The sequence below is a fragment of the Microbacterium sp. Root280D1 genome (assembly GCF_001428975.1).
Classification (GTDB): Bacteria; Actinomycetota; Actinomycetes; order Actinomycetales; family Microbacteriaceae; genus Microbacterium.
Map to the genome: position 1 here is coordinate 501,332 of NZ_LMJK01000001.1, position 21,333 is coordinate 522,664.

General features: G+C 68.3%; 23 protein-coding genes. 16 read left to right on the top strand and 7 right to left on the bottom strand.

The window, feature by feature from the left end; translation table 11 throughout:
* Nucleotides 1-185 precede the first annotated feature (185 nt).
* Nucleotides 186-1,865: an SDR family oxidoreductase gene (locus ASE34_RS02525; RefSeq protein ID WP_082586476.1), complete on the bottom strand. Its 1,680-nt coding sequence runs from the start codon at nt 1,863-1,865 to the stop codon at nt 186-188.
* Nucleotides 1,866-1,956: 91 nt separating this feature from the next.
* Between ASE34_RS02525 and ASE34_RS02530 the strand changes: the two genes are divergently transcribed.
* The 3 genes from ASE34_RS02530 to ASE34_RS02535 all read left to right on the top strand — a co-directional run bounded on the left by ASE34_RS02530 (nt 1,957) and on the right by ASE34_RS02535 (nt 4,111).
* Nucleotides 1,957-2,205, top strand: a complete 249-nt coding sequence (locus ASE34_RS02530; protein ID WP_056276194.1) for a hypothetical protein — start codon at nt 1,957-1,959, stop codon at nt 2,203-2,205.
* A gap of 56 nt (nt 2,206-2,261) precedes the next feature.
* Nucleotides 2,262-2,435 (top strand): CsbD family protein, encoded by a 174-nt coding sequence (locus ASE34_RS17480; protein WP_072590528.1) that lies wholly within the window; start codon nt 2,262-2,264, stop codon nt 2,433-2,435.
* 98 nt (nt 2,436-2,533) lie between these two features.
* On the top strand, nt 2,534-4,111 hold the full coding sequence (locus ASE34_RS02535; RefSeq protein ID WP_082586477.1) for an MFS transporter: 1,578 nt from the start codon (nt 2,534-2,536) through the stop codon (nt 4,109-4,111).
* A 15-nt stretch (nt 4,112-4,126) separates the two neighbouring features.
* On the opposite strand, the gene ASE34_RS02540 is transcribed toward ASE34_RS02535, so the two are convergent.
* Both ASE34_RS02540 and ASE34_RS02545 read right to left on the bottom strand, forming a co-directional pair.
* Nucleotides 4,127-4,684 (bottom strand): MarR family winged helix-turn-helix transcriptional regulator, encoded by a 558-nt coding sequence (locus tag ASE34_RS02540; protein WP_053098456.1) that lies wholly within the window; start codon nt 4,682-4,684, stop codon nt 4,127-4,129.
* Complete coding sequence (locus ASE34_RS02545; RefSeq protein ID WP_053098457.1) at nt 4,684-4,935, bottom strand: hypothetical protein; 252 nt, start codon at nt 4,933-4,935, stop codon at nt 4,684-4,686. Before ASE34_RS02545 ends, ASE34_RS02540 begins: the two co-directional genes overlap by 1 nt.
* Before the next feature lie 123 nt (nt 4,936-5,058).
* Between ASE34_RS02545 and ASE34_RS02550 the strand changes: the two genes are divergently transcribed.
* The 8 genes from ASE34_RS02550 (at nt 5,059) to ASE34_RS02585 (ending at nt 11,524) form a co-directional block, all read left to right on the top strand.
* Nucleotides 5,059-5,508: a MarR family winged helix-turn-helix transcriptional regulator gene (locus tag ASE34_RS02550; RefSeq protein WP_056276197.1), complete on the top strand. Its 450-nt coding sequence runs from the start codon at nt 5,059-5,061 to the stop codon at nt 5,506-5,508.
* A 72-nt stretch (nt 5,509-5,580) separates the two neighbouring features.
* Entirely contained in the window at nt 5,581-5,910 is a 330-nt protein-coding gene (locus ASE34_RS02555) for a hypothetical protein (RefSeq protein WP_056276200.1), read from the top strand.
* Between the two features lie 3 nt (nt 5,911-5,913).
* Nucleotides 5,914-6,204, top strand: coding sequence for a hypothetical protein (locus ASE34_RS02560; RefSeq protein ID WP_056276204.1), 291 nt, complete (start codon nt 5,914-5,916; stop codon nt 6,202-6,204).
* An 85-nt stretch (nt 6,205-6,289) separates the two neighbouring features.
* Entirely contained in the window at nt 6,290-7,513 is a 1,224-nt protein-coding gene (locus ASE34_RS02565) for an MFS transporter (RefSeq protein WP_056276206.1), read from the top strand.
* Between the two features lie 153 nt (nt 7,514-7,666).
* Complete coding sequence (locus ASE34_RS02570; RefSeq protein WP_056276209.1) at nt 7,667-8,974, top strand: ABC transporter substrate-binding protein; 1,308 nt, start codon at nt 7,667-7,669, stop codon at nt 8,972-8,974.
* A 72-nt stretch (nt 8,975-9,046) separates the two neighbouring features.
* Nucleotides 9,047-9,919: a carbohydrate ABC transporter permease gene (locus ASE34_RS02575; RefSeq protein ID WP_056276212.1), complete on the top strand. Its 873-nt coding sequence runs from the start codon at nt 9,047-9,049 to the stop codon at nt 9,917-9,919.
* Nucleotides 9,916-10,809, top strand: coding sequence for a carbohydrate ABC transporter permease (locus ASE34_RS02580; protein ID WP_056276215.1), 894 nt, complete (start codon nt 9,916-9,918; stop codon nt 10,807-10,809). Before ASE34_RS02575 ends, ASE34_RS02580 begins: the two co-directional genes overlap by 4 nt.
* A gap of 1 nt (nt 10,810) precedes the next feature.
* Nucleotides 10,811-11,524 (top strand): alpha/beta fold hydrolase, encoded by a 714-nt coding sequence (locus ASE34_RS02585; protein ID WP_056276218.1) that lies wholly within the window; start codon nt 10,811-10,813, stop codon nt 11,522-11,524.
* Nucleotides 11,525-11,691: 167 nt separating this feature from the next.
* Here the strand turns inward: ASE34_RS02585 and ASE34_RS02590 are convergent, their stop codons facing one another.
* The 3 genes from ASE34_RS02590 to hisD (ASE34_RS02600) are packed head-to-tail and all read right to left on the bottom strand — an operon-like array spanning nt 11,692 to nt 14,518.
* The gene (locus ASE34_RS02590; protein ID WP_200955146.1) at nt 11,692-12,432 is read right to left on the bottom strand and encodes an HpcH/HpaI aldolase family protein; all 741 of its coding nucleotides are present in this window, start codon (nt 12,430-12,432) and stop codon (nt 11,692-11,694) included.
* Complete coding sequence (locus tag ASE34_RS02595; protein WP_056276223.1) at nt 12,432-13,190, bottom strand: SDR family NAD(P)-dependent oxidoreductase; 759 nt, start codon at nt 13,188-13,190, stop codon at nt 12,432-12,434. Before ASE34_RS02595 ends, ASE34_RS02590 begins: the two co-directional genes overlap by 1 nt.
* Nucleotides 13,187-14,518 carry a histidinol dehydrogenase gene (hisD, locus tag ASE34_RS02600; RefSeq protein WP_053098468.1) on the bottom strand — a complete coding sequence of 444 codons (1,332 nt, stop codon included), beginning with the start codon at nt 14,516-14,518 and terminating at the stop codon, nt 13,187-13,189. The genes ASE34_RS02595 and hisD (ASE34_RS02600) overlap by 4 nt, the downstream gene beginning before the upstream one ends.
* 99 nt (nt 14,519-14,617) lie before the next feature.
* Between hisD (ASE34_RS02600) and ASE34_RS02605 the strand changes: the two genes are divergently transcribed.
* The 4 genes from ASE34_RS02605 (at nt 14,618) to ASE34_RS02620 (ending at nt 18,796) form a co-directional block, all read left to right on the top strand.
* Nucleotides 14,618-15,619, top strand: coding sequence for a LacI family DNA-binding transcriptional regulator (locus tag ASE34_RS02605; protein WP_056276226.1), 1,002 nt, complete (start codon nt 14,618-14,620; stop codon nt 15,617-15,619).
* 134 nt (nt 15,620-15,753) lie between these two features.
* Entirely contained in the window at nt 15,754-16,734 is a 981-nt protein-coding gene (locus ASE34_RS02610; protein WP_056276229.1) for an ester cyclase, read from the top strand.
* Between the two features lie 30 nt (nt 16,735-16,764).
* Nucleotides 16,765-17,934 carry a cupin domain-containing protein gene (locus tag ASE34_RS02615; RefSeq protein ID WP_053098471.1) on the top strand — a complete coding sequence of 390 codons (1,170 nt, stop codon included), beginning with the start codon at nt 16,765-16,767 and terminating at the stop codon, nt 17,932-17,934.
* Nucleotides 17,927-18,796 (top strand): nitrilase-related carbon-nitrogen hydrolase, encoded by an 870-nt coding sequence (locus ASE34_RS02620; RefSeq protein ID WP_082586478.1) that lies wholly within the window; start codon nt 17,927-17,929, stop codon nt 18,794-18,796. The genes ASE34_RS02615 and ASE34_RS02620 overlap by 8 nt, the downstream gene beginning before the upstream one ends.
* A gap of 154 nt (nt 18,797-18,950) precedes the next feature.
* On the opposite strand, the gene ASE34_RS02625 is transcribed toward ASE34_RS02620, so the two are convergent.
* Nucleotides 18,951-19,877: a LysR family transcriptional regulator gene (locus ASE34_RS02625; protein ID WP_056276235.1), complete on the bottom strand. Its 927-nt coding sequence runs from the start codon at nt 19,875-19,877 to the stop codon at nt 18,951-18,953.
* 77 nt (nt 19,878-19,954) lie between these two features.
* Here ASE34_RS02625 and hisD (ASE34_RS02630) point away from each other — a divergent pair, with 77 nt between their 5' ends.
* Nucleotides 19,955-21,271: a histidinol dehydrogenase gene (gene hisD / locus ASE34_RS02630; RefSeq protein ID WP_056276239.1), complete on the top strand. Its 1,317-nt coding sequence runs from the start codon at nt 19,955-19,957 to the stop codon at nt 21,269-21,271.
* Nucleotides 21,272-21,333 lie beyond the last annotated feature (62 nt).

A 21,333-nucleotide genomic window follows, 5' to 3' on the forward strand; every position in this document is an offset into this window, starting at 1 on the left:
GGTCCGGATGCCGAAGTGGCCCCACCATGTGGGTGGGGCGTGAGGTTGCCCCTACCCGCGGGTTCCATCGCGGTGCGGGGTCAGTAACGCATCCGAATCGACCGTTTCCGCTGCGAAAGTGGCCCCGCACGTGAGTCCCGGTGTCGAAGTGGGCCCGCATACACCTCGCGCGTGGGCCCAGAGGCTCAGGCGACGGGGGCCGCCTCGCCCGCACCCGCCTCGCCCGGGGCCGCCTCGCTCGCACCCGCCTCGCCCGCACCCGCCTCGCCGACACCCGCCTCGCCGACACCGGGCGCGACCGTCTCGACGGGGACGGATGCCGCGGCGGTGATCTTCGCCGCCATGCCCGCGAAGATGAAGCCGTGGAACGGCAGCACTGCCAGCCAGTACAGCCGTCCCGCGAGCCCGCGGGGGAAGAACACCGCCCGCTGCTCGTAGCGGGATCCGTCGCCGTCGGGCAGTGCGCGCAGCTCGAGCCAGGCCTCGCCCGGCACCTTCATCTCGGCGCGCAACCGCAGCAGTCCGCCGCTCGCGGGCGACGAGTCGGTCTTGCGGCCGGGCTCCTCGACGGCTTCGACGCGCCAGAAGTCGATCGCATCACCGACCCGCGCCTCGGCCTTGCTGCGGCGTCCGCGGCGGAGCCCGACTCCGCCGACGAGCCGGTCCATCCAGCCGCGCACCGCCCAGAGGAACTTCGACGAATACCAGCCGTTCGACCCGCCGATGCCGATGATCACCCGCCACAGTCCGTCGACCGGGGCCGACGTCTTCAGCTTGCGGGTGTCGGTGAAGACGGTGCGTCCCGCCCAGTCCGGGTCGCTGGGCAGCGGGTCGCTCGGGGCGCCCGAGACCTCGGCATCCTGCCAGCTCGTCTCGATGGTGTCGGCGTCGAGACGGCCCAGCGCCATCGACACGGCGGTGCGGTACGGGGTCAGCCCGCCGTCCGGGCGGGGGATCAGGTCATCGATCGCGCGGTCCTTCACGATGCACTCGTTCTGCAGCGACGCGACGAGCGGGCGCGCGATCGATCGCGGAACCGGGGTCACCAGGTTCACCCAGTGCGATGCGAGTCCCGGAGTGAGCACCGGCAGGGCGGCGATCGCGCGCTGGCGCAAACCCGCCTCGAGCGCATAGCCGTTCATCATCTGGCCGTAGCGCAGCACGTCGGGCCCGCCGATGTCGGCGGCGCGGTTGACGCTGTCATCGACGCGCGCGGCGCCCAGCAGGTAGTGCAGCACGTCGCGCACCGCGATCGGCTGGATGCGGTTGCGCACCCATTTCGGCGCCGGCATGTACGGCAGCACATCGGTCAGGTGCCGGATCATCTCGAACGATGCGGAACCGGAGCCGATCACGACGCCCGCCTGCAGCACGAGCGTCGGAACGCCCGACTCGAGGAAGATCTCGCCCACCCGCACCCGGGAGCGCAGATGAGGCGAGAGCTTCACATCGTCGGGATGCAGTCCGCCGAGATACACGATGCGGCGCACGCCGGCCTTCGCCGCGGCATCCGCCACCGTGGTGGCCGCTCGTTCGTCGCTCTCCTCGAACCCCTTGCCCGCCGTCATCGAGTGGATCAGGTAGTAGACCACGTCGACATCGCGCATGGCCTCGGCCACGGCGTCCGCGTCGTCAGCCGAGCCCTCGACGATCTCGCAGTCGGCACCCCATGGGAAGGATGCCGCGCGCGCGGCGTCCCGGGCCAGTGCGCGCACCCGGTATCCGGCGTTCAGCAGACGAGGCGTCAGCCGCCCGCCGATGTATCCCGTGGCGCCGAGCACCAACGCGCGAGGCGCCGATCCGTCTTCGCGGGGGAGGGCGCGCAGGGCCTCTTCGTGCCCGGTGGGCTGGGTGAGCTCGGTCATGTGTCGAGCGTAGGCGTGATGACCGGAAATTTCACTAGGCTGGCGATTGACTAGTTCATCTAGTAATCTTTTGGCGGAGGAAGGTGATCACATGTCGACAGCCACGCAGTACCCCACCCGTCGTGAGCTCCGGTCTCGGCGAATCCTGCCGAACGGTCCTGTCGACGTCGCCCCGCTGTCGGCACGTGCTGCTGTCGGCCGCTCCACCGGGCTCCGCAGCGGCCCGCTCCCCGCATCGCGCACGCCGTTCTGGAAGTCCGCCGGAGTCGTCGGCCTCATCGCGGTCATCGCCGCCGGCACTCTGCCGCTGGCGGCATCCGCCCTCGACATCCCCCTGTGACCCCACGGCGCGGGCGCTCGACCACAGACCACCGCTGATAAGAGAGAGGAGCCCCCATGGGACTCGATGACAAGATCAAGAACACCGCCCAGGACCTCGCCGGCAAGGCGAAGGAGGCCGTCGGCAAGGTGACCGACAACGAGAAGCTCGAGGCGGAGGGCCGCGCCGACCAGGCGAAGGCCGACGTCAAGAAGGCCGGAGAGAACGTGAAGGACGCGTTCAACAACTGACACCGGTGAGCAACGGCGGGGAGGTGGCGCGAGCCACCTCCCCGCCTTCTGTGCGGCCCGACCTGCGATGGTCGTGCGGCGAGAGAGAGTGAGACAGCATGTCCGACCGCCTGAACAATGACACGCCGAACCTGTGGCAGCGCCTGCTGCGACGGCTGCGTCCCGCCGCGGCAGAGCCTCGTCGGCTCACGGTCGAGGACGTCACCGTCGTCGACCGCCCGATGCTCCGCCGCGCGGTCGCCGGCACCGTGGTCGGCAATCTCATGGAGTGGTACGACATCGGCGTCTACGGTTATCTCGCGGTGATCATCGGGCGGGCGTTCCTGCCGGACGCATCCGCCGGGGCGCAGTCGCTCTTCTCGCTCGGCGTCTTCGCGGTGACCTTCGTCGCCCGTCCGCTCGGCGGCATCGTGCTCGGCCAGCTCGGCGATCGACTCGGCCGTCAGCGCGTGCTGGCCTTCACGCTGATCATGATGGCCGCGGCCACATTCCTCATCGGCGTGCTCCCCGACTTCTCGGTCATCGGCGTCTGGGCGCCGATCCTCCTGATCGTGCTCAAGCTCGCGCAGGGCTTCTCGACCGGCGGCGAGTACGCGGGCGCCACGACCTTCATCACCGAGTACGCGCCCGACCGGCGGCGCGGCTTCTATGCCTCCCTGCTCGACCTCGGCTCGTACATGGGCTTCGCGATCGGCGCCGCCTTCGTCTCGATCCTGCAGCTGACGCTGTCGGCCGAGGTCATGCAGGGCTTCGCCTGGCGCATCCCGTTCCTCGTCGCGCTTCCGCTCGGACTGATCGCGATCTACTTCCGGCTGAAGATCGAGGACACCCCGGCATTCCAGGAGGCACAGGACTCGGCGAAGCGCGCGGCCGACGACGCGCAGGCGTCGGCGGATGCGCCCAAGGGCGTGCTCGCACTGATCCGCGCATACTGGCGCGAGCTGCTGACGGCCTTCGTGCTCGTCGCCGCCGCCAACACCGTGGGCTATGCCCTCACCTCCTACATGCCCACGTACCTCACCGGAACCCTGGGCTACGACGAGGTGCACGGCACTCTGCTGACCCTTCCCGTGCTCGTGGCGATGGCGCTCTGCATCCCGCTGACCGGAAAGCTCTCCGACCGCATCGGACGCCGCAAGGTGCTGTTCATCGGGTCGATCTCGGCGATCGTGCTGGCCGTGCCGTCGTTCCTGTTCATGATGCACGGGGAGATCTGGTCGACGCTTCTCGGCCTGGTGCTGCTCGCCTTCCCCGTGACCTTCTATGTGGCCAACCTCGCCTCGTCTCTGCCCGCGCTCTTCCCGACGTCGTCGCGCTACGGCGGCATGGGCATCTCGTACAACCTCGCCGTCGCCCTGTTCGCGGGCACGGCTCCGGTCGTGATGGAGGCGCTCGTGCAGATGACCGGATCGTCGCTGGCCCCGGCGTTCTACGTGATCGGCACCTCGATCGCCGGCTTCATCGCCGTGGTGGTGCTCAAGGAGTCGGCGCGCAGGCCGCTGCCGGGTGCGATGCCGAGCGTGCAGACGATCGAGGAGGCCGTGGAACTGGTCGAGACGCAGGAGGAGAACCCCGACCTCGACCTCGACGAGCTGTTCCCCGAACGCCTCGAGAACGCCGCGGACGACGACGGAGAACCCGGCGCTCGGGTCGAGGATCAGGTCGAGAAGGCCTGACCCGCGGCGGAGGGATCACTCGCCGGAGGGCTCGGATTCCTCGTGCGAGCGGATGACGTCGCGCAGTTCCTGATCGAGATCCGACGCCTCTTCGATGGCCGAGGTCATGCCGGCGAGGAATCGCGTCACGATGCCACGCTCGCGGTCGCTCATCTCGTCGACGAGCGACAGCATCCGCCGGTGCATCGCGCCGAGGGTCTCGCGCACCTCGTCGTCGCTGCTGACGGTGGGCACGACGACCCCGGCGCGGCGATCGGTCGGGTGCGGCTCGCGCTTCGCGTGCCCGCCCTTCTCGAGGCGGTCGATGAGGGTCGTCGTCGACGCCGTGGAGATGTCGAGCATGCGGGCGATGTCGATCGGGCGCACGATGCGGCCGGCCCGCTGCTCGCGCAGCAGGAATCGCAGCGCGACCAGGTCGGTCTCGTTCATGCCCATCGACGCCCTGGTGCGGGCTCGCATGGCGGTCTCGGCCGAGCGGTAGCGGCGGAGCATGTTGAGCACGTCGACCGTGCTCGCGCTGTCGGAGTCGGGGTACCAGTACCCTGATCGGCCGAATTCTTCAGAGCGCTCCATCACGCCACCTCGCCGTCATCGCTCAGGGATCCCTCGTTCTCTCCATGCTCGCGCGCGAGCATCTCGATCGCGCCGGCTTCGACCTCGGCAGGGACGATCCGCAGCAGTCCGCCCGTGATGGCGTCGTGCTCGGCGGCCACGATCTGGTCGAGCCGCCAGGCGGGAACCGACGGGAACCGCGCTCGCAGGCGATCGAGCATGTCGGCGTACATGATGTACCCCGCATCCCCGAGTGTGAATCGCTCGACCATGACGTCCCTTTCCTGCCCGTGTTCTATCTTCGCACCCGATCAGAGTCCCTGGTGGCATTGGAATTCGCTAGGCCACCTCGTTACCTGTCTTTCGAGTAGCATGGAGCGGTCAGGGGGTGACACATGGCCAGCAGGACCGACATCAGAACGACGTCGACCGATCTCGTCGCTCGGGTCGACGAACTCCGTCGCGCCGAGGCGCAGCTGGGCCGTCGTCTCGCCGCGCTGCGCGCGCCCAATGACACCGATCGTGAGGCCATGAGGTACATCACGGAGGCGCCGGCGGATGCTCCCGCGACCCCGGGAGGACTCGCTGCGCACCTGAACGTGAGCACGGCCGCGATCACGAGCCTGCTGCGCCGTTTGCAGGAGCGCGGCCAGATCGTCGTCGCCCCGCATCCGGCCGACGCGCGATCGAAGGTTCTGCGACCCTCTCTGCGCGATCTCCACTCGCCCGGCGACGAGCTCACGCAGCGCATCGCCGCCCTCGCCGACGAGTTCACGCCCGAGCAGACCGATGCGATCTCACGGTTCCTGCACCGCTTGACGGAAGAGATCGGCGACCTTCCCTGACGTCCGACTGGGATTTAGCTAGGTAACCTAGTAATCTATTTCTCAAGCCAGTCTGAGCGTGAGGGAGAGAACATGGGTTACCTGACCTACGGAAGCACCGCCGCACCGATCGAGATCGACGACGAGCTGCTGACCCACCTGCGGCTGGTGATCGTGACCAAGCTGCGGCGCAACGAGTCCTTCCCCCTGACCCTCTCGATCGGCGACGGCGCCGTCGAGACGCTCTGGGTGCACGCCTCCATCCCCCTCCGGTTCGCCATGGACGAGGAGCCGAGCATCGACCGCTCGCTGGTGGTCTCGATGATGAACGCGGCGAACTCGGCCGGCGGGCTCGACCTCACCCGAGGTGACTTCGCTCCGGCGCTCACGGGGTCGCGTGTGCTGCACGCGATGACTGCGTGAGCCATGTCCGCACGCATCAGGAATGCCGCCAAGGCGGCGACGAGCGCGCGGGTGCGAGGCGCCTCGCGCACGCGAGGGCTGTGGGTCGAGGTCGATCCCGGCTTCCACGTCGGCAATGACCGGCGCCAGTTCCTCGGATCGATCACGGGGACGCCGCGTGAGGGCTTTCGGGCTTTCGGAGCGCAGTCCGACTTCATCGGCCAGTTCGACGACCTGGATGCCGCCAAGGCATCGGTCGCTGCGGCATCCGTGATCGCCGAAGAGATCGCACAGGGCGAACCGCAGCTCCACTGAGGTCGATCGCGATCGCCGCACGGGTGGCATACGCGATGCGGAAGGCGATTTTCGACGGCGTCCCTCGACGTGTACGGTCATTGCTATGACTTCGATCGAATCGATTCGACGGCCGGCTGTCGACCAGGCGTCGCGCCGAGCGCGCATCGCGGTCTCGGCGCTGTTCCTCACGAACGGCGCACTGTTCGCCAACATCCTGCCCCGCTACCCCGAGATCAAGGCTGCTCTGGGGCTCGACAACGCCGGGTACGGCCTCGCGATCGCGGCCTTCCCTGCCGGCGCGATCGCCGCGGGCCTTCTCGCCGCCGTGCTGATCCGTCGATTCGGCTCGGCGCGGATCGCCGTGTTCGGCACGATCGCCACGGGACTCGGCCTGCTCGCGGCCGCACTGGCGCCCTCCGGCATCCTCTTCGCCGTCGCCCTTCTGCTCGGCGGAGCATCCGACGCGATCACGGACGTCGCCCAGAACGCGCACGGTCTGCGCGTGCAGCGGCGATACGGCCGCTCGATCATCAACTCGTTCCACGCCATCTGGTCGATCGGCGCGGTTCTCGGCGGAGGCATGGCCGCGGCCGCGATCGCCTTGCAGCTGCCCCTCGGCGTGCATCTCGGCATCTCGACCGCGGTGTTCGCGGCCGTCGCCTTCACCGCGCTCTGGTTCTGCCTGCCCGGACGCGATGAGGAGGCGGATGCCGAGGCGACGGCCGAGCCGGTCGAGCTGGGCGGCACCGTGCGCCGCGGGGTCAGCCCTCGCACCGTGATGATCATCATCGCGCTCACGCTCATCGCGATGGCCGGTGCGGTGGCCGAAGACGCCGGCAACTCGTGGGCGACTCTCTATCTGAGTGAATCGCTCGGCGCCGCGGCCGCCATCGCGCCGCTCGGATTCATCGCGCTCGTCGGCGCACAGTTCATCGGTCGGATGCTGGGCGACGGCATGACCGACCGGTTCGGGCAGCGCGCGGTGGCCCGCGTCGGAGGACTGATCGCCGCAGCGGGCATGACACTCGCGCTCATCTTCCCGAGCGTGCCGGGAACCATCGCCGGATTCGCCGCCGTCGGCTTCGGCATCGCGACGCTCATCCCGGCCGCCATGCATGCGGCGGACGAACTGCCCGGCCTGCGACCGGGAGTGGGGCTCACGGTCGTGTCGTGGCTGCTGCGGCTCGGCTTCCTGCTGTCACCGCCGATCGTCGGGTTCATCGCCGACACCGAGAGCCTGCGGGCCGGGTTGATCGTGGCCCCGGCTGCGGCTCTGGTCGCGGTGCTTCTCGCCGGCGTGCTCGAGAAGCGCAGGGTTCGGGAGTAGCAGTTCGGGTCGGCCACGGAGGGCCGTGAGAGTGATGCGGAAGGGTGTTCGTCCTCCCGTATCGCGGGATTTCGCAGTATACGTATTCAATCCTGAAAGTTTCCGGGAACATAGGCTTCCCTAAGTCGATTGCATACGTATACCATCAGCGTCATGGGACACATCAAGCATCGAGCACTGCCGGTACTCGCCCTCGCAGCAGTGGGCATGATCGCCCTCTCCAGCTGCGGCGCCGGGACCCGAACCGACAATGAGAACGCGACAACGGTGTCGTGCGACTACACGGCTCCCGAGGGCAAGACCACGGTCAACGTCCTCGCCTACAATTCCTCCGCCATCGACCCCTTCACCGACACCATGGTCAAGAGCTGTTCGACCGATGACGTGACGCTGAAGCACGATCCGATCGACTTCGGCGGGCAGGTGACCAAGACCACGGCCACCCTGGCCGGCGACACGGGCACCTACGACATCATCGAGACCTACGGATTCGTCATCCCCGGCTTCGGCGAAGAGGAGAAGCTCGTTCCGCTGAACGACCTCTGGGACAAGTATGGCGAGGACTACGGGCTCGGCGAGATCAGCGAGTCGATGGTCGAGGGCATGTCCTACGACGGCGACATCTTCGCCATCCCGATGCAGGCGCAGATGTTCGTCATGGCCTACCGCACCGACATCTTCGAAGACCTCGGCCTCGACGTGCCGACCACCTTCGACGAGATGATCGCCGCGGCCGAGGCGATCAAGGCCGAGGGCCTCATGGACTACCCGATCGCGCTGCCCTGGCTCGCCACGGCCGACGTGACGACCGGCTTCGAAGGGGCGATGAACTCCCTCGGCGCCGACTTCGTCACCGCAGACGGCGAGGTCACCCTCGACGGACCCGAGGCGAAGCAGGCCGTCGAGGCGATGCTCGCACTCAAGCCCTACATGGACCCGCAGGTCACGACCTTCGACCAGCCCAAGGTGCAGCAGCAGATGTTCAACGGCACGGCGGCCATGTCGATCATGTTCTCCGGTCGCATGTTCGACCTGACCCTGCCCGCGAACTCCAAGCTGTCCGACTCCTTCGGATTCGCCGGTGCGCCCAAGGTCTCCGACGACGCCGAGTACTCCTACAACCGCCTCTCGATCGACGGCTGGTCGATCCCCTTCAACACCAAGCTCGACCACGACATGCTCTTCCAGATGATGGCGTCCGCCGTCAGCGAGGACGCGTCCACGGCATCCGTCCCCGCCGCCTACCCGGCCCGCGAGGGCATGGTGACGGAGGAGAACTCCCCGTACGGTGCCGCCGCCAACGACTCGATCGCGAGCGCCATGCCGCCGATCGTGTCGCCGGTCATCGCCGACATCACCAACGAGATCCGGCCGATCCTGGTCTCGATCCTCAACGGCCAGGTGTCCGTCGACGACGGGCTCGCCCAGATGCAGGCCGCCGGCGAGAAGATCGCCGGCTGACCCCGATCCGACCGTCCATGACTGTGGCCTGAGCGCGAGTTCAGGCCACAGTCCGTCCAAGGGAGGACGCACATGAAGGCACGCGAATTCTGGCTGCTCTTCGCTCCGAGCCTGCTGGTGATGGGTGCACTGCTCGTGCTGCCGCTGGTGCGCACGGTGCAGTGGAGCTTCGAGCAGGTCCGCTACGGCACACCAGGCACCTTCATCGGGTTGGAGAACTTCACCGACGCGCTGACGGATCCCCGTTTCCACAAGGCGGTGATGTTCACGGTCGCCGTCACGATCGTCACCACGGCGATCCTGCTCGTCTTCGGGTACATCATCGCCACCGGCATCAACCGCATCACCACGTCGCGTCCGCTCGTGCTCGGCATCATGCTCGTCTCGTACGTGCTGCCGAACCTCGTCGGCGCCGTCGCCTTCTCGTGGCTCTTCGACGACAACTTCGGCGGCGTGGTGAACCGCCTGATCGGCTTCTTCGGCGGGTCGCAGGTGCTCTGGTTCACCGACCAGGTGCCCAACGCGATCCTCGTGATCGCCAACACCGTCTGGCACATGCTCCCGTTCGCGATGCTGATCATCCTGGCCGGACTCCAGGGCGTGCCGAACGAGCTGAAGGAGGCGGCGAAGATCGATGGCGCCAACGGCTTCCAGACGCACCTCAACGTGATCATCCCGACCATCCGCGGAGTGCTCGGGTTCGTGACACTGATCACGATCATGGATGTGCTGCGCATGTTCGACAACCTGATCCCGCTGTCGCCGCAGGCGCAGAACATCGGCAACGAATCGATCATGCTCTACGTCTACTCCGTGGCATTCGCCGATGGCGCCGAGAACCTCGGTCTCGGCAGCGCGATCAACGTGCTCACCATCCTCCTGATCCTCATCATGCTGATCCCGTTCATCCGGGGCATCTTCAAGGAAGCGAAGGCCGAACGATGAGTCTCACCTCCGCAGAACTCTCGACGAGGGCCATCGTCACGAAGGGCGTGCCGAAGCGCCGTCGCCGCGGCCCCAACCGCCCGCCGGTGATCACGGGGCTGCTGCTCGGCATCCTCTGCATCGTGATGCTGAGCCCCTTCATCTGGATGACGCTGTCGGTGACCAAGCCCACCGACGTCGCCTTCGCCAACCCGCCGGTGCTCTGGGACTACCAGCCGACCCTGCAGGCGTTCGTCGATCTGTGGCAGACCACGTACTTCGCCGACTACCTCGTGAACACCGTGGTCGTGGCGGTCGTGTCCACCGTGATCGCGCTGGCGATCGGCATCCCGGCGGCCTATGCGCTGTCACGGTTCCCCAGCTACGTCTCGGCGCTGCTGCTCGTGCTCGCACTGATCTTCCGTGCGCTGCCCCGCTTCGCGGTGGTGCTGCCGATGTACGACATCAGCCGCGCGCTCGGCATCTACGACACCACGTTCGCGCTCGCGATCGCCCTCGTCGCGATCAACCAGCCGTTCACGATCTGGCTGCTGCGCAACTTCTTCGCCGAGATTCCGAAGGAGCTCGACGAGGCGGCCATGATCGACGGCTGCACCAGGATCGGGATGCTGCGCAGGGTCATGATCCCGCTGATGGGGCCGGGGATCCTGACCGCCGGCATCTTCGTGTTCCTGTTCGCCTTCCAGGAGTACCTCACCGCGCTCGTGCTCACCGACACCTCGTCGAAGACGGTGCCCGTGTTCATCGCCACGCAGCTCGGGCAGACCCTGCCGATGCTGCAGCAGGCGGGAGCGGCGTCGATGCTGTTGACGATCCCGGTGTTCGTGATCGCCTTCATCGCGCAGAAGTATCTCGTCGCGGGTCTCAGCGACGGTGCCGTGAAGGGCTGAGGTGGCTGCCGCGGTGCCGCCGCTCGTGCTCCTCGCGGGCATGAACTGCACAGCCGACCTGTGGACGGATGCGCGGTTCGAGGGGGCGGTCCGGCCGGTGCTGGCTCGTCCCTCGATCGGCGAGCAGGTGGCGGCACTGCTCCGGGATCTGCCCGAGACCTTCGTGCTCGTCGGCCACTCGCTCGGGGGCATCGTCGGCATGGCTCTCGCCCTCGCCGCGCCTCAGAGGGTGGCCGGCCTCTGCCTCGTGTCGACCAATGCCAAGGCGCCGACCGACGCGCAGCGTTCCGGATGGGGCGGGTGGCTCACGGCACTCGACGAGGGCGTCGAGCCGCGCGCGCTGCAGGACGGCATCCTCATTCCTCTGCTCGGGGAGGCGCTCGTGCGAGAGCGGCCCGAACTCGTGGAGCGGACTCTGCGCATGGGGGAGGAGACCGGTGCCGACCGGCTACGCGCTCAGCTGCGGATGCAGCTCACACGCACCGACCTGCTCTCGCGGATCACCGGATTGACGATGCCGACCCTCGTCGTCTCGGGGCTCGACGACGCCATCTGTCCGCCGCACTTCCACACCGAGATCGTGTCGGCGATGCCTGACGCCCGTCTCGTCACCCTGGATGCCGGCCACCTGCTGCCACTCGAGCGGCCGCGTGAGTTCGGGCGTCTCGTCCGGTCGTGGATGTCGCAGCAGCGACTGGCCGGCATCGTCGTCTGACCTCGGGTTCGCTGCGCCTCGGCTTGTGGTGCTGCGGCAGTTGGGAGGAGATCCGCGATTCGGAGGGTGGAGGCGGGGGAGGTGACCTCCGTATCGCAGATCTCCTCCGGATCGACGGTGGGTGGCGGGGCGCGGGGGGCGCGGGCGGCGCGGGATGCGGCGAGCGCTCAGCGCTCGGGCGCCGCGAGGCCGCGCAGATGCGCCATGAGAGAGGACGCGAGGTTGTAGACGACGAGGTCGGCTCCGTCGGCGAAGGCCGCGCTCGCCGCATCCCTCGTGCCGACGATGTCCATGCGCAGTGAACCGACCCTGGCCAGCGCCGAATGCACCACAGCGATCGCCTCGGGCACCGGTCGATCATCCGGTCCACTCGACGCCGCGAGGTCGGCGGGGCCGACCATGATGCCGTCGAGCCGTGGCACCGCGGCGATGCCCTCGACGTCTGCGACCCCGCCGGGCGATTCGATCATCCCGAGCACGAGAGTGTTCTCGAGCCACCAGTCGCGGTGCTCTGAGGGGTCGACGAGACCGAAGCGTCCGGCCCGGCTGTAGGTCGCGAATCCGCGCAACCCGACCGGCGGGTACATCGCCGCAGAGACCAGCGCCTCGGCATCCGCTGTCGTGTCGAGGTGAGGGGCGAGGATGCCCTGGGCTCCCTGGTCGAGCACCCGCAGGATCTGGCCGCGGTCGCCCTCGCCGACGCGCACGATCACCGGCACGCCGTGCACCTGGGCCAGCGCGATGTGCTGCCGCAGCGCGACGACGTCGGCTGGGCCGTGCTCGCAGTCGATCAGCACGAAGTCGAACTCGGCGACGGCGAGCATCTCGACCAGCTCTTCCGACGGCATCCGGAGCAGTGCCCCGATCAGCTTCTCGCCGGAGAGCGCTCGGGCTCGCAGCGACCGCATCATGCGACCATTCCTGCTGAGAGATCGATGTCGGCACCGCACATGCCCGGCATCCCGAGCATCGCGATGACCGCTGCGCCCACCTCTTCTTCGGTGACCATGCGTCCGAGCGCCGCGCGCGAGACGAACGCCTGCTCGGCGTCGTCGATGCTCGTGCCCGATCTCGCGGCCTCGAGGCGGAAGTTGCGCTCCATGCGCGGTCCCTGCACCGGGCCCGGCGACAGCGAGTTCACCCGCACACCTGCCGGTCCGACCTCGAACGCGAGCGTCGAGGTGAGCCCGATCACGGCCATCTTCGACGCGCAGTACGGCGTGCGGTGCGCGAGCGGACGCTTGCCCGAGACGGAGGCCACGTTGATGACGTCGCCGTCGCCGCGTTCGACCATGCCGGGCAGGAATGCCTTGCAGAGCAGGAACGTGCCGCGCACGTTCACGGCGAAGACCTCGTCCCAGTCGTCGACCTCGATGTCGGTGAGCGCTGCGACCGGACCCGGGATGCCGGCGTTGTTCACCAGGATCGACACCTCGGTGTCCGCCAGCTGCTCCCGCAGCCTGTCGACGGATGCCGGATCCGACACGTCGCAGGTCATTCCGCGTGTCCGTGAACCGAGGTCGGCGACGACGCGGTCGAGCTTCTCGGCGTCCCTCCCGACCACGACCACGTGCGCACCGGCGGCGTGCAGGGACCGGGCGATGGCCGCCCCGAGTCCGCTGCCGCCGCCGGTGACCACGGCCGTGCGACCGGCGAGGTCGGTCATCGCGACTCCGCGCCGACCGCCGCGTGACTCTCGTCGATCCAGGCGAACTCCGTGCCGGCGTGCCTCCAGGCGCGGGCATCGCCCGAGCGGGCATGACCTTCGAAGAGCTCGACTCGTGCAGCGCGGCCGCACACGGCTCCGAGCTCGGCCGACGACTCGCTGTTCTGGATCTCCTGATAGGTCACCGTGCGCAGGTACTTGCCCACCCAGAGTCCGCCGGTGTACCTCGCGGCGCCGAGCGTCGGCAGCACGTGGTTGGTGCCGATCACCTTGTCGCCGTAGGAGACGCAGGTGTTCTCGCCGAGGAACAGCGCGCCGTAGTCGTGCATCCGCGTCAGTGCCTCGCGCGGGTTCTGCGTGAAGATCTGCACGTGCTCGAAGGCGAAGTCGTCGGCGATCCGATAGGCCTCGTCGAGGTCGTCCGCGACGATCACCTGTCCCCAGTCGCGCCAGGCCGGGCCGGCGTAGTCGCGAGTGGGCATGCCGGGCAGGATCTTCTCGATCCAGTCCATGACCTCCTCCGCCAGCGCCTGCGAGGTCGTGACGAGCACGGCGGGGGAGTCGGGGCCGTGCTCTGCCTGGGAGAGCAGGTCGACGGCGGTGAAGAAGGGATCGGCGTGCTCGTCGGCGACGATGAGGATCTCGGTCGGGCCGGCGAAGAGGTCGATGCCGACCTCGCCGAACAGCTGGCGCTTGGCCTCGGCGACGTAGGCGTTGCCGGGGCCGGCGATCATGTTGACCGGTTCGATCGAGTCGGTGCCCACGGCCATCGCCGCCACCGCCTGCACTCCGCCGAGGATGTAGATCTCGTCGGCGCCGGCCATCTTCATCGCGGCCACGGTCGCGGCGGGGATCTCGCCTCGGATGGGCGGAGTGCACGCGACGACGCGGGGCACGCCGGCGACCTTGGCGGTGATGATCGTCATGTGAGCGGATGCCGTCAGCGGGTACTTCCCTCCCGGGATGTACGCACCGGCCGCCTGAACCGGAACATGCTTCTGTCCGAGGAACACCCCGGGCAGCGTCTCCACCTCGATGTCGACCAGCGAGTCGCGCTGGGCCTGAGCGAAGCGGCGCACCTGGCTCTGCACGAACTCGATGTCGGTGATCACCTGGGCGTCGAGCGTGCCGATGATCTCGGTGATCTCGTCATCGGAGAGCCGATACGAGTCGCGACTCCAGTTGTCGAATTGCTCGGCGTACCGCCGCACGGCGACGTCGCCGTTCTCGCGGATGTCGCCGATGATTCCCCTCACCCGCTCGGCGACGTCCTGCTGAGCGGTGTCCGCGAACGTCTTCGTCGGCGCGGTCTTGAGATGCAGGGGCATGGCCCTTCCTTCCGTTGCATACGTATGTGCTGATTATGACCGCGTATGCATTCGGGCGTCAAGGGCGGTAGAATCCTGAGATCGAGGGGGAGGCGCCAGATGGTCGTCACGAGTCGTGATGTGGCCCGCTTGGCGGGAGTCTCGCAGCCGACGGTGTCTCGGGCACTGCGCGACGACGCGCGGGTGTCCGAGGCGACGAAGCTCCGGGTGCGCGAGGCGGCCCAGCTGCTGGGCTACGTGCCGAGCGAGGCGGGGCGTGCTCTGTCGTCCGGGCGCACGCGGCGCATCGGCCTGCTGCTGACCGATCTCGACAACCAGTTCTATTCGCACATCATCGCCCCGGTGCACCGAGAGCTCGAGACGCTCGGGTATCAGCTGATGCTGCACACCGAGTCGGCCGACAACGACACCATCGTCGAGCGACTGCTGGCCAACGGCCTCGACGGCGTGATCCTCGCGACCACCACCGTGGACTCCGTCGCGCCGCTGCGCCTCAAGGATCGCGGGCTGCCCTTCGTGTACTTCAACCGCACCGGCTCGTTCGTCGAGGCGGACGCCACGGTCGTCGACCCGGCTCCCGGTTATCGCGAGGCGGTTCAGCGTGCTGTCGCACTCGGGCACACCAGGGTCGGCGCGGTGCTCGGACCGAGCAACACGAGCACGGCGCAGAGCCGCGAGGCCGCTCTGCGGGAGGCGCTCGTCGCCGAGGGTGTGACGCTGCCCGAGAGTCACGTGCGCCGGGTGCCCTACGGAGCTGCCGAGGGCGAGGCTGCGGCATCCGAGCTCCTCGAAGGGTCGGATCGCCCGACCCTGCTGTTCTGCGGCAACGATGTGGTGGCATACGGTGCGCTCAATGCCGCGCACCGCGCCGGTCTGCGGGTGCCTGACGACCTCTCGATCCTCGGTTTCGACGACCTTCCCGAAGCGGCCTGGCCGATCATCGACCTCGCCACGATCGGCTACGACATCGCCGGCATGGCGCGCACGGCCGCCGACCTCATCGTGCGCCGCATCGAGGATCCGAGCGCCGAGCTCGAGAAGACGCGCTTCGAGTCCGTCTTCGTGCCGAGGCGCACTCTCGCGGCCGCACGCGCCGACTGACCCGCCTCTCGGCGATGATCACCGTGTGCGCAGGATCGTCTCTTGCGTTGCTTTGTGCATACGCATACACTGACGAGGAAGAAGCCAGCGATCACCGATGAACCGCAGCTTCGCATCTCGAAGGAGTGAAACGCGTGTCTCTCGACCCGGTTGCCTATCTGCCCTACCAAGACCCCGACGACTTCATCCGTGAGGTCACCGATCTGATCTGGGTCGATCGGTCGATCAGCTTCATCCGCGACAACTACGAGCCCGACTCGATCGTGCACGGCGCCTACGGCACCTCGACGACGCGACAGGAGGTCATCGAAGGAACGCTCATGCGCATCTCGGCGACACCCGATCGCACCGGCCAGGCCGAAGACGTGATCTGGGAGGCTCGCGGCGACGATGCGTTCCTCAGCTCGCACCTCGTGCTGTCGGGGCACCTGCAGACCTCCTCGCACAGCCGCACCATCGCCAACTGCCTGTACCGCAAGGGCCGCATGGTCGAGGAGTGGGTCGTGCGCGATTCGCTCGCCGGCGCACTCGAACGCGGCGACGACCTCGACGAGCTCGCCCGCGCCCAGGCTTTCCGCGGCTACACGGGGTCGTGGACCGAGCCGGCGCCCGCCGATCCGATCGCGAAGGGCGATTCGGGCGTGCGTCCCGACGACCACCGCTCCGAGGTCGAGACCGTCATCGACATGATCCAGACGGTGTGGAACGACCGCGACCTGCAGAAGGTCGAGAAGTTCTTCCACCGCGACCTCGTGCTGCTCACGGTCGGCAACCGCGTCGTCATCCGGCCTGAGGGCTACCGCCGCGCACTGCTGCGATTCCTCGAGTCGTTCCCCGCCGGGCAGTTCGAGATCCGTGACATCCAGACCAACTACGAAGTCCGCTATGCGGGACTGCGCGTCGCGGTCACCTGGAAGTTCGTCGGCGACTACAACGGAGCCCCGAACTACGGCAGCCTCACCGGCAAGCCCGTCGATGTGCTCGGCATCTCGCAGTTCACCTTCCACCAGGGAGCCCTCGTCAAGGAGGTGCGCCTGTGGGACGACATCGCTCTGCGCGCCCAGATCGCGGGTACCCGCGGCGACGAGCCGGCAGCCTTCAGCAACATCTACTGATCATCGACTGATCGACAAGGAGAAGAAGAAATGAGCAACGCCATCGTCGACCAGGTCGACGTCATCGTCCCCGCGGACGAGATCGCACGCCGCACCATCCGCCGCACCGACTGGGTGCCGTGCAACTCCGCTTTCATCGACTGCCGCACTCCGGGATCCGACCGCAAGGAGAACTACTCCTTCATCGGCGCCGGCGTCTCGCAGAACGCGAGCCAGTACGTGAACCTCGAGGTGAATCACGGCTTCAACACCGGAGCCGCGGGGATGCCGAACGGCATCTCGAACAACCTGCATCTGCACTTCACTGCGGAGGTCTTCATCAACCTCGGCGGCGAGTTCCGCCTCCGCTGGGGTGTCGACGGCAAGCAGGGCGAATACATCAGTCACGACGGAGACATCGTGACGATCCCCACGTGGATCTTCCGCGGATTCACGAACGAGGGGCCGGATGACGGCATCCTCTACACGGTGCTCGGCCGCGACGACAACGGCGGCATCATCTGGGGTCCGTCGGTGCTGCGTGAGGCGGAGTCCTACGGCCTTCACCTCACGGCCGACAACAAGCTCATCGACACGGTCGCCGGTGACGTGCTGCCCGACGACGTGCCGCTGATCACCCCGATGAAGCAGCACTACATCGACGAGCTCACGACCTACACGGTCGAGGACATGCGCTCGCGGGTCATCCAGCCCGGCGACCGCAAGTACTCGTCGGCGGCGCTGCTGTGCGCGGCGGTCGACGGCGGGCACGTCGAGCTCGCCACCGCCATCGGATACGGCATGAGCGAGAACCGTCGCCAGGTGCCGAACGTCACGGAACCCCACTCGTTCAACCTCGCGTGGGTACGGGCCGAAGCGGGTCAGGGCGTGCTGCGCCACCGTCACGACAAGACGCAGGCGCTGCTGTTCAAGACCGGCCGCTGGGAGGTCACCCTCAACGGCGACCCGTCGACGGCCGTCACGCTGGGCGCCGGAGACACCTTCTCGGTTCCGGAGGGCAGCTGGCGCTCGTACGTCTGCGTCGAGGGCGACGAGTCCGGCACCGGCACGGTGCTCGTGATCAACGGTGGCGACGACCGCGTCTACCTCGAGTGGGCTCCGGAGGTCGTCGAAGCGGCGGCCGCCGCCGACTGGACCATCGATCCCAACGGCTACCTGGCCCCGCTGGGAGTGATGGTCACCGCCACGGAAGATGACTGAGAACGACGGGGCGCGAGGGGGTACTGTCCTCTCGCGCCCCGGCGCGTCCGTGACGGGGTCGGATGCCGCTGAGCTGCGCGTCGCGGCGCTGTCGCCCGAGATCGTGCTCGGCGACGTCGACGGCAATCTCGAACGCATCCGCTCGGCGATCTCTGCCGCTGCTCGTCGGCAGGCGCAGCTGATCGTACTGCCGGAACTCGCGACCAGCGGCTACGTGTTCGCGGATCGCGAGGAGGCGCACAGCGCCGCTCTCACCGCCGACGACCCGCGGTGGTCGACGCTGCAGGAGGCGATCCCCGCGGATGCCGTCGTCGTGGTCGGGTACGCCGAAGCAGACGGGGAGCGGCTCTTCAACACCGCCGCCGTGCTCACTCGCGACGCGCGCCTGGCCGACTACCGCAAGTCGCATCTGTGGGGTGCCGAGAAGCTCGTCTTCGACAGCGGGTCCGAGGCCGGACTCGTCGTGGACGCCTCGTTCGGTCGTCTCGGCGTGGCGCTCTGCTACGACAACGAGTTCCCTGAGGTGCCGCGCCGTCTCGCGCTCGCGGGCGCGGATGTGCTCGCGCTGCCGGTCAACTGGCCGCTCGTGCCCCGGCCGGACGGCGAACATGCACCCGAGCTGATCCAGGCGATGGCGTCGGCGCGGTCGTCGCGACTGCCCGTCGTGATCGCCGATCGATGGGGGTCCGAGCGCGGCGTCGACTGGACCGACGGCACGGCGATCATCGACGAGCAGGGCTGGATCGTCGCGTTCCGCGCAGTGATGGGGGCGACGGCCGTGCTGTCGCTCGACGCCGCCCGCGGCAAGGCGCTGCCGCCGCACAACGACCTGTTCGCCGATCGGCGCGCCGACCTGTACTGAGTGGGTGGGTGACGTCCGGCTCCGTGCCGGATGCAGGACCTGAGCACGGATGCGGGGCGGGATCGCCGATCTGGTCCTGCATCCGTGCTCTCGTCCTGCAAACGGCGCGCGGTGGGGTGGCGAGGTGGCGCCGCCCGCCCACCCGGAGTCGGCCTCAGCTCAGTGCCGTGCGACCCTGATGCTCCGGCAGGCGTTCGCGCAGCATCCGCTCGGCGAGCTCGGCGAGCTTCTGCGTCGCGGGTGAGAGCAGCACGCCCGCTCGCTGCACCAGGGCGATCGTGTCGTGCATCGGCTCGGCGAAGGGGAACGTGCGGATGCCGGAGGGGAAGGCGTCGGACTCGGCGATCGAACGTGACACGATCGTGTCGGCCGTGCCTGCGGCGACCAGGCTGAGGGCCGTCTCGACGTGCTCGACCTCGACCGCCGGCTCGATGGTCAGGCCCCGCAGCCGTGCGCGTTCGAGCAGCTGGCGTCGGGTCGGGTCGTCCCACCCGGCGAAGGCGTCGTAGAGCACGAGCTTGGCGTCGGCGGCCTCCTCGATCGTGACCGGGCCGGCTTCCGGCGCCCGCGTGGCGGAGGCGTAGAGCACCTCGTCGCGGAAGAGCGGGCGCACTTCGAGGCCGTCTTCATCGACCGGCAGCACGAGCAGTCCGGCCTCGAGTTCGCCCGCCGCGATCGACCGGGCGACGTGCGCCGAGTTGATGCCGACCAGGCGCAACCGCACATTGGGATGCCGGTGATGGAATGTCTCGGCCAGATCGGCGAGCGCGTAATAGGCCGCGTTGCGCAGCACGCCGAAGGTGCATGTGCCCCGCTCGAGCGAGGCCAGCGCCTGGATCGTGTCGATGCCGTTCTGCACCGCGCTGACCGCCTGCGCGGCGTGCGGCCGCAGTTCGAGCGCCGCGGCCGTCGGGACGAGGCGTCTGCTGCCTCGGGCGAACAGCGTGATGCCGAGTTCCCGTTCGAGGCGCGCGACCAGCTCCGAGACCGAGGCCTGCGTCATCCCGAGGGTCTTCGCCGCCGCCGTGAAGGATCCGTCGTCGAGTGCGGCGAGGAAGGCGGTGAGCTGGGTGATGGTCACACCCAATGGTAAACCCGATGGATCGTGCAGGATCATCAGGCTTGTCTCGTGGTTGCGAGCGGATCTAGCCTTCCTGCATGCGTTACTCCTCTGCAGTGCTCGCCCGCTTCGACGGCGACTTCCACCACCTCAAGACCCCGCTCATCGACGCACCCGCCGCGCAGCGCGACCCCGCCGTGATCGAGACGGTCACGGCCATGCTCGCCGACATCCGCGAGCGCGGCCTTGACGCCGTGCTCGACTACGCGCGAAAGCTCGACAACTACCAGGGGACCGACATCGAGCTCACCCCCGAGCAGATCGCGAGCAGCGGAGAACGCCTCGCCCCCGACCTGCGGGCGGCCATCGAGCTCGGCGCCGAGCGGACGCAGGCGTTCGCCCGCGCCTCCCGCGAGCACCTGACCGACTTCGAGACCGAGTTCGTTCCGGGCGTCGTGACCGGCGCGAAGTACATCCCCGTGTCGCGTGTCGGCGCATACCTGCCAGCCGGACGCTTCCCGCTCACGGCCAGCGCGTTCATGACCGTGGGCGTGGCCAAGGCGGCCGGCGTGCCGACCGTCATCGCGTGCACGCCCCCGCAGCCCGACGGCGGAGCGAACGACGCCGTCGTCTACGCCGCGCACCTGTCGGGTGTCGACCGGGTGTTCGTGATCGGCGGGGTGCAGGCGCTCGCAGCCATGGCGTTCGGACTGCTCGGCGACCTGCCCGTCGACATGCTCGTCGGCGCGGGCAACGCCTACGTCGCCGAGGCCAAGCGCCAGCTGTTCGGCACGGTCGCGATCGATCTGCTCGCAGGCCCGAGCGAGGTCGCCGTGATCTCGGATGAGACGGCCGACCCCGTGCTCGTCGCCGCTGACCTGCTCGGGCAGGCCGAGCACGGGCCGAACTCGCCTGCGGCGCTCATCACGACCTCCGACGAGCATGGTCATGCCGTGATCGCCGAGATCGAACGACAGCTCGAGACGCTGGCGACGGTCGACATCGCCGGCGCCGCCTGGCGTGACTACGGCGTCGTCACCGTCGTGAAAGACCGCGACACGGCGGTCGCTCTGATGGACGACCTAGCCCCCGAGCATCTCGAACTGCTCACGGCCGACGACGACTGGTACCACGAGAATCTGCGCAACTACGGCTCGATCTTCCTCGGGCCCTGGAGCACGGTCGCATACTCCGACAAGGGCATGGCGGGCACGAACCACGTGCTGCCCACGGCCGGCGGGGCCAAGCACAGCGCCGGGCTCTCGGTGTCGCGCTTCCTCAAGCCGCTCACGTATCAGCGCATCAGCCGTGCGGCCACGCCCGAGCTCGCGCACGCCGTGCAGGTGATCTCGGACTCCGAGGGCATGGCCGCGCACAGCGCCACGGCGACCCTGCGGTTGGACCGTCTCGGGTGACGGAGGGGCGTCGGGTGGCCTGATCCGGTGCCGACGGGTAGGTCGGTGCCGGATGCAGGACA

What these genes read in the sequence shown, in the direction of transcription:
- ASE34_RS02525 (WP_082586476.1), bottom strand. Translation starts at nt 1,865, where the DNA reads ATGACCGAGCTCACCCAGCCCACCGGGCACGAAGAGGCCCTGCGCGCC.
- ASE34_RS02530 (WP_056276194.1), top strand. Translation starts at nt 1,957, where the DNA reads ATGTCGACAGCCACGCAGTACCCCACCCGTCGTGAGCTCCGGTCTCGG.
- ASE34_RS17480 (WP_072590528.1), top strand. Translation starts at nt 2,262, where the DNA reads ATGGGACTCGATGACAAGATCAAGAACACCGCCCAGGACCTCGCCGGC.
- ASE34_RS02535 (WP_082586477.1), top strand. Translation starts at nt 2,534, where the DNA reads ATGTCCGACCGCCTGAACAATGACACGCCGAACCTGTGGCAGCGCCTG.
- ASE34_RS02540 (WP_053098456.1), bottom strand. Translation starts at nt 4,684, where the DNA reads ATGGAGCGCTCTGAAGAATTCGGCCGATCAGGGTACTGGTACCCCGAC.
- ASE34_RS02545 (WP_053098457.1), bottom strand. Translation starts at nt 4,935, where the DNA reads ATGGTCGAGCGATTCACACTCGGGGATGCGGGGTACATCATGTACGCC.
- ASE34_RS02550 (WP_056276197.1), top strand. Translation starts at nt 5,059, where the DNA reads ATGGCCAGCAGGACCGACATCAGAACGACGTCGACCGATCTCGTCGCT.
- ASE34_RS02555 (WP_056276200.1), top strand. Translation starts at nt 5,581, where the DNA reads ATGGGTTACCTGACCTACGGAAGCACCGCCGCACCGATCGAGATCGAC.
- ASE34_RS02560 (WP_056276204.1), top strand. Translation starts at nt 5,914, where the DNA reads ATGTCCGCACGCATCAGGAATGCCGCCAAGGCGGCGACGAGCGCGCGG.
- ASE34_RS02565 (WP_056276206.1), top strand. Translation starts at nt 6,290, where the DNA reads ATGACTTCGATCGAATCGATTCGACGGCCGGCTGTCGACCAGGCGTCG.
- ASE34_RS02570 (WP_056276209.1), top strand. Translation starts at nt 7,667, where the DNA reads ATGGGACACATCAAGCATCGAGCACTGCCGGTACTCGCCCTCGCAGCA.
- ASE34_RS02575 (WP_056276212.1), top strand. Translation starts at nt 9,047, where the DNA reads ATGAAGGCACGCGAATTCTGGCTGCTCTTCGCTCCGAGCCTGCTGGTG.
- ASE34_RS02580 (WP_056276215.1), top strand. Translation starts at nt 9,916, where the DNA reads ATGAGTCTCACCTCCGCAGAACTCTCGACGAGGGCCATCGTCACGAAG.
- ASE34_RS02590 (WP_200955146.1), bottom strand. Translation starts at nt 12,432, where the DNA reads ATGCGGTCGCTGCGAGCCCGAGCGCTCTCCGGCGAGAAGCTGATCGGG.
- ASE34_RS02595 (WP_056276223.1), bottom strand. Translation starts at nt 13,190, where the DNA reads ATGACCGACCTCGCCGGTCGCACGGCCGTGGTCACCGGCGGCGGCAGC.
- hisD (WP_053098468.1), bottom strand. Translation starts at nt 14,518, where the DNA reads ATGCCCCTGCATCTCAAGACCGCGCCGACGAAGACGTTCGCGGACACC.
- ASE34_RS02605 (WP_056276226.1), top strand. Translation starts at nt 14,618, where the DNA reads ATGGTCGTCACGAGTCGTGATGTGGCCCGCTTGGCGGGAGTCTCGCAG.
- ASE34_RS02615 (WP_053098471.1), top strand. Translation starts at nt 16,765, where the DNA reads ATGAGCAACGCCATCGTCGACCAGGTCGACGTCATCGTCCCCGCGGAC.
- ASE34_RS02620 (WP_082586478.1), top strand. Translation starts at nt 17,927, where the DNA reads ATGACTGAGAACGACGGGGCGCGAGGGGGTACTGTCCTCTCGCGCCCC.
- hisD (WP_056276239.1), top strand. Translation starts at nt 19,955, where the DNA reads ATGCGTTACTCCTCTGCAGTGCTCGCCCGCTTCGACGGCGACTTCCAC.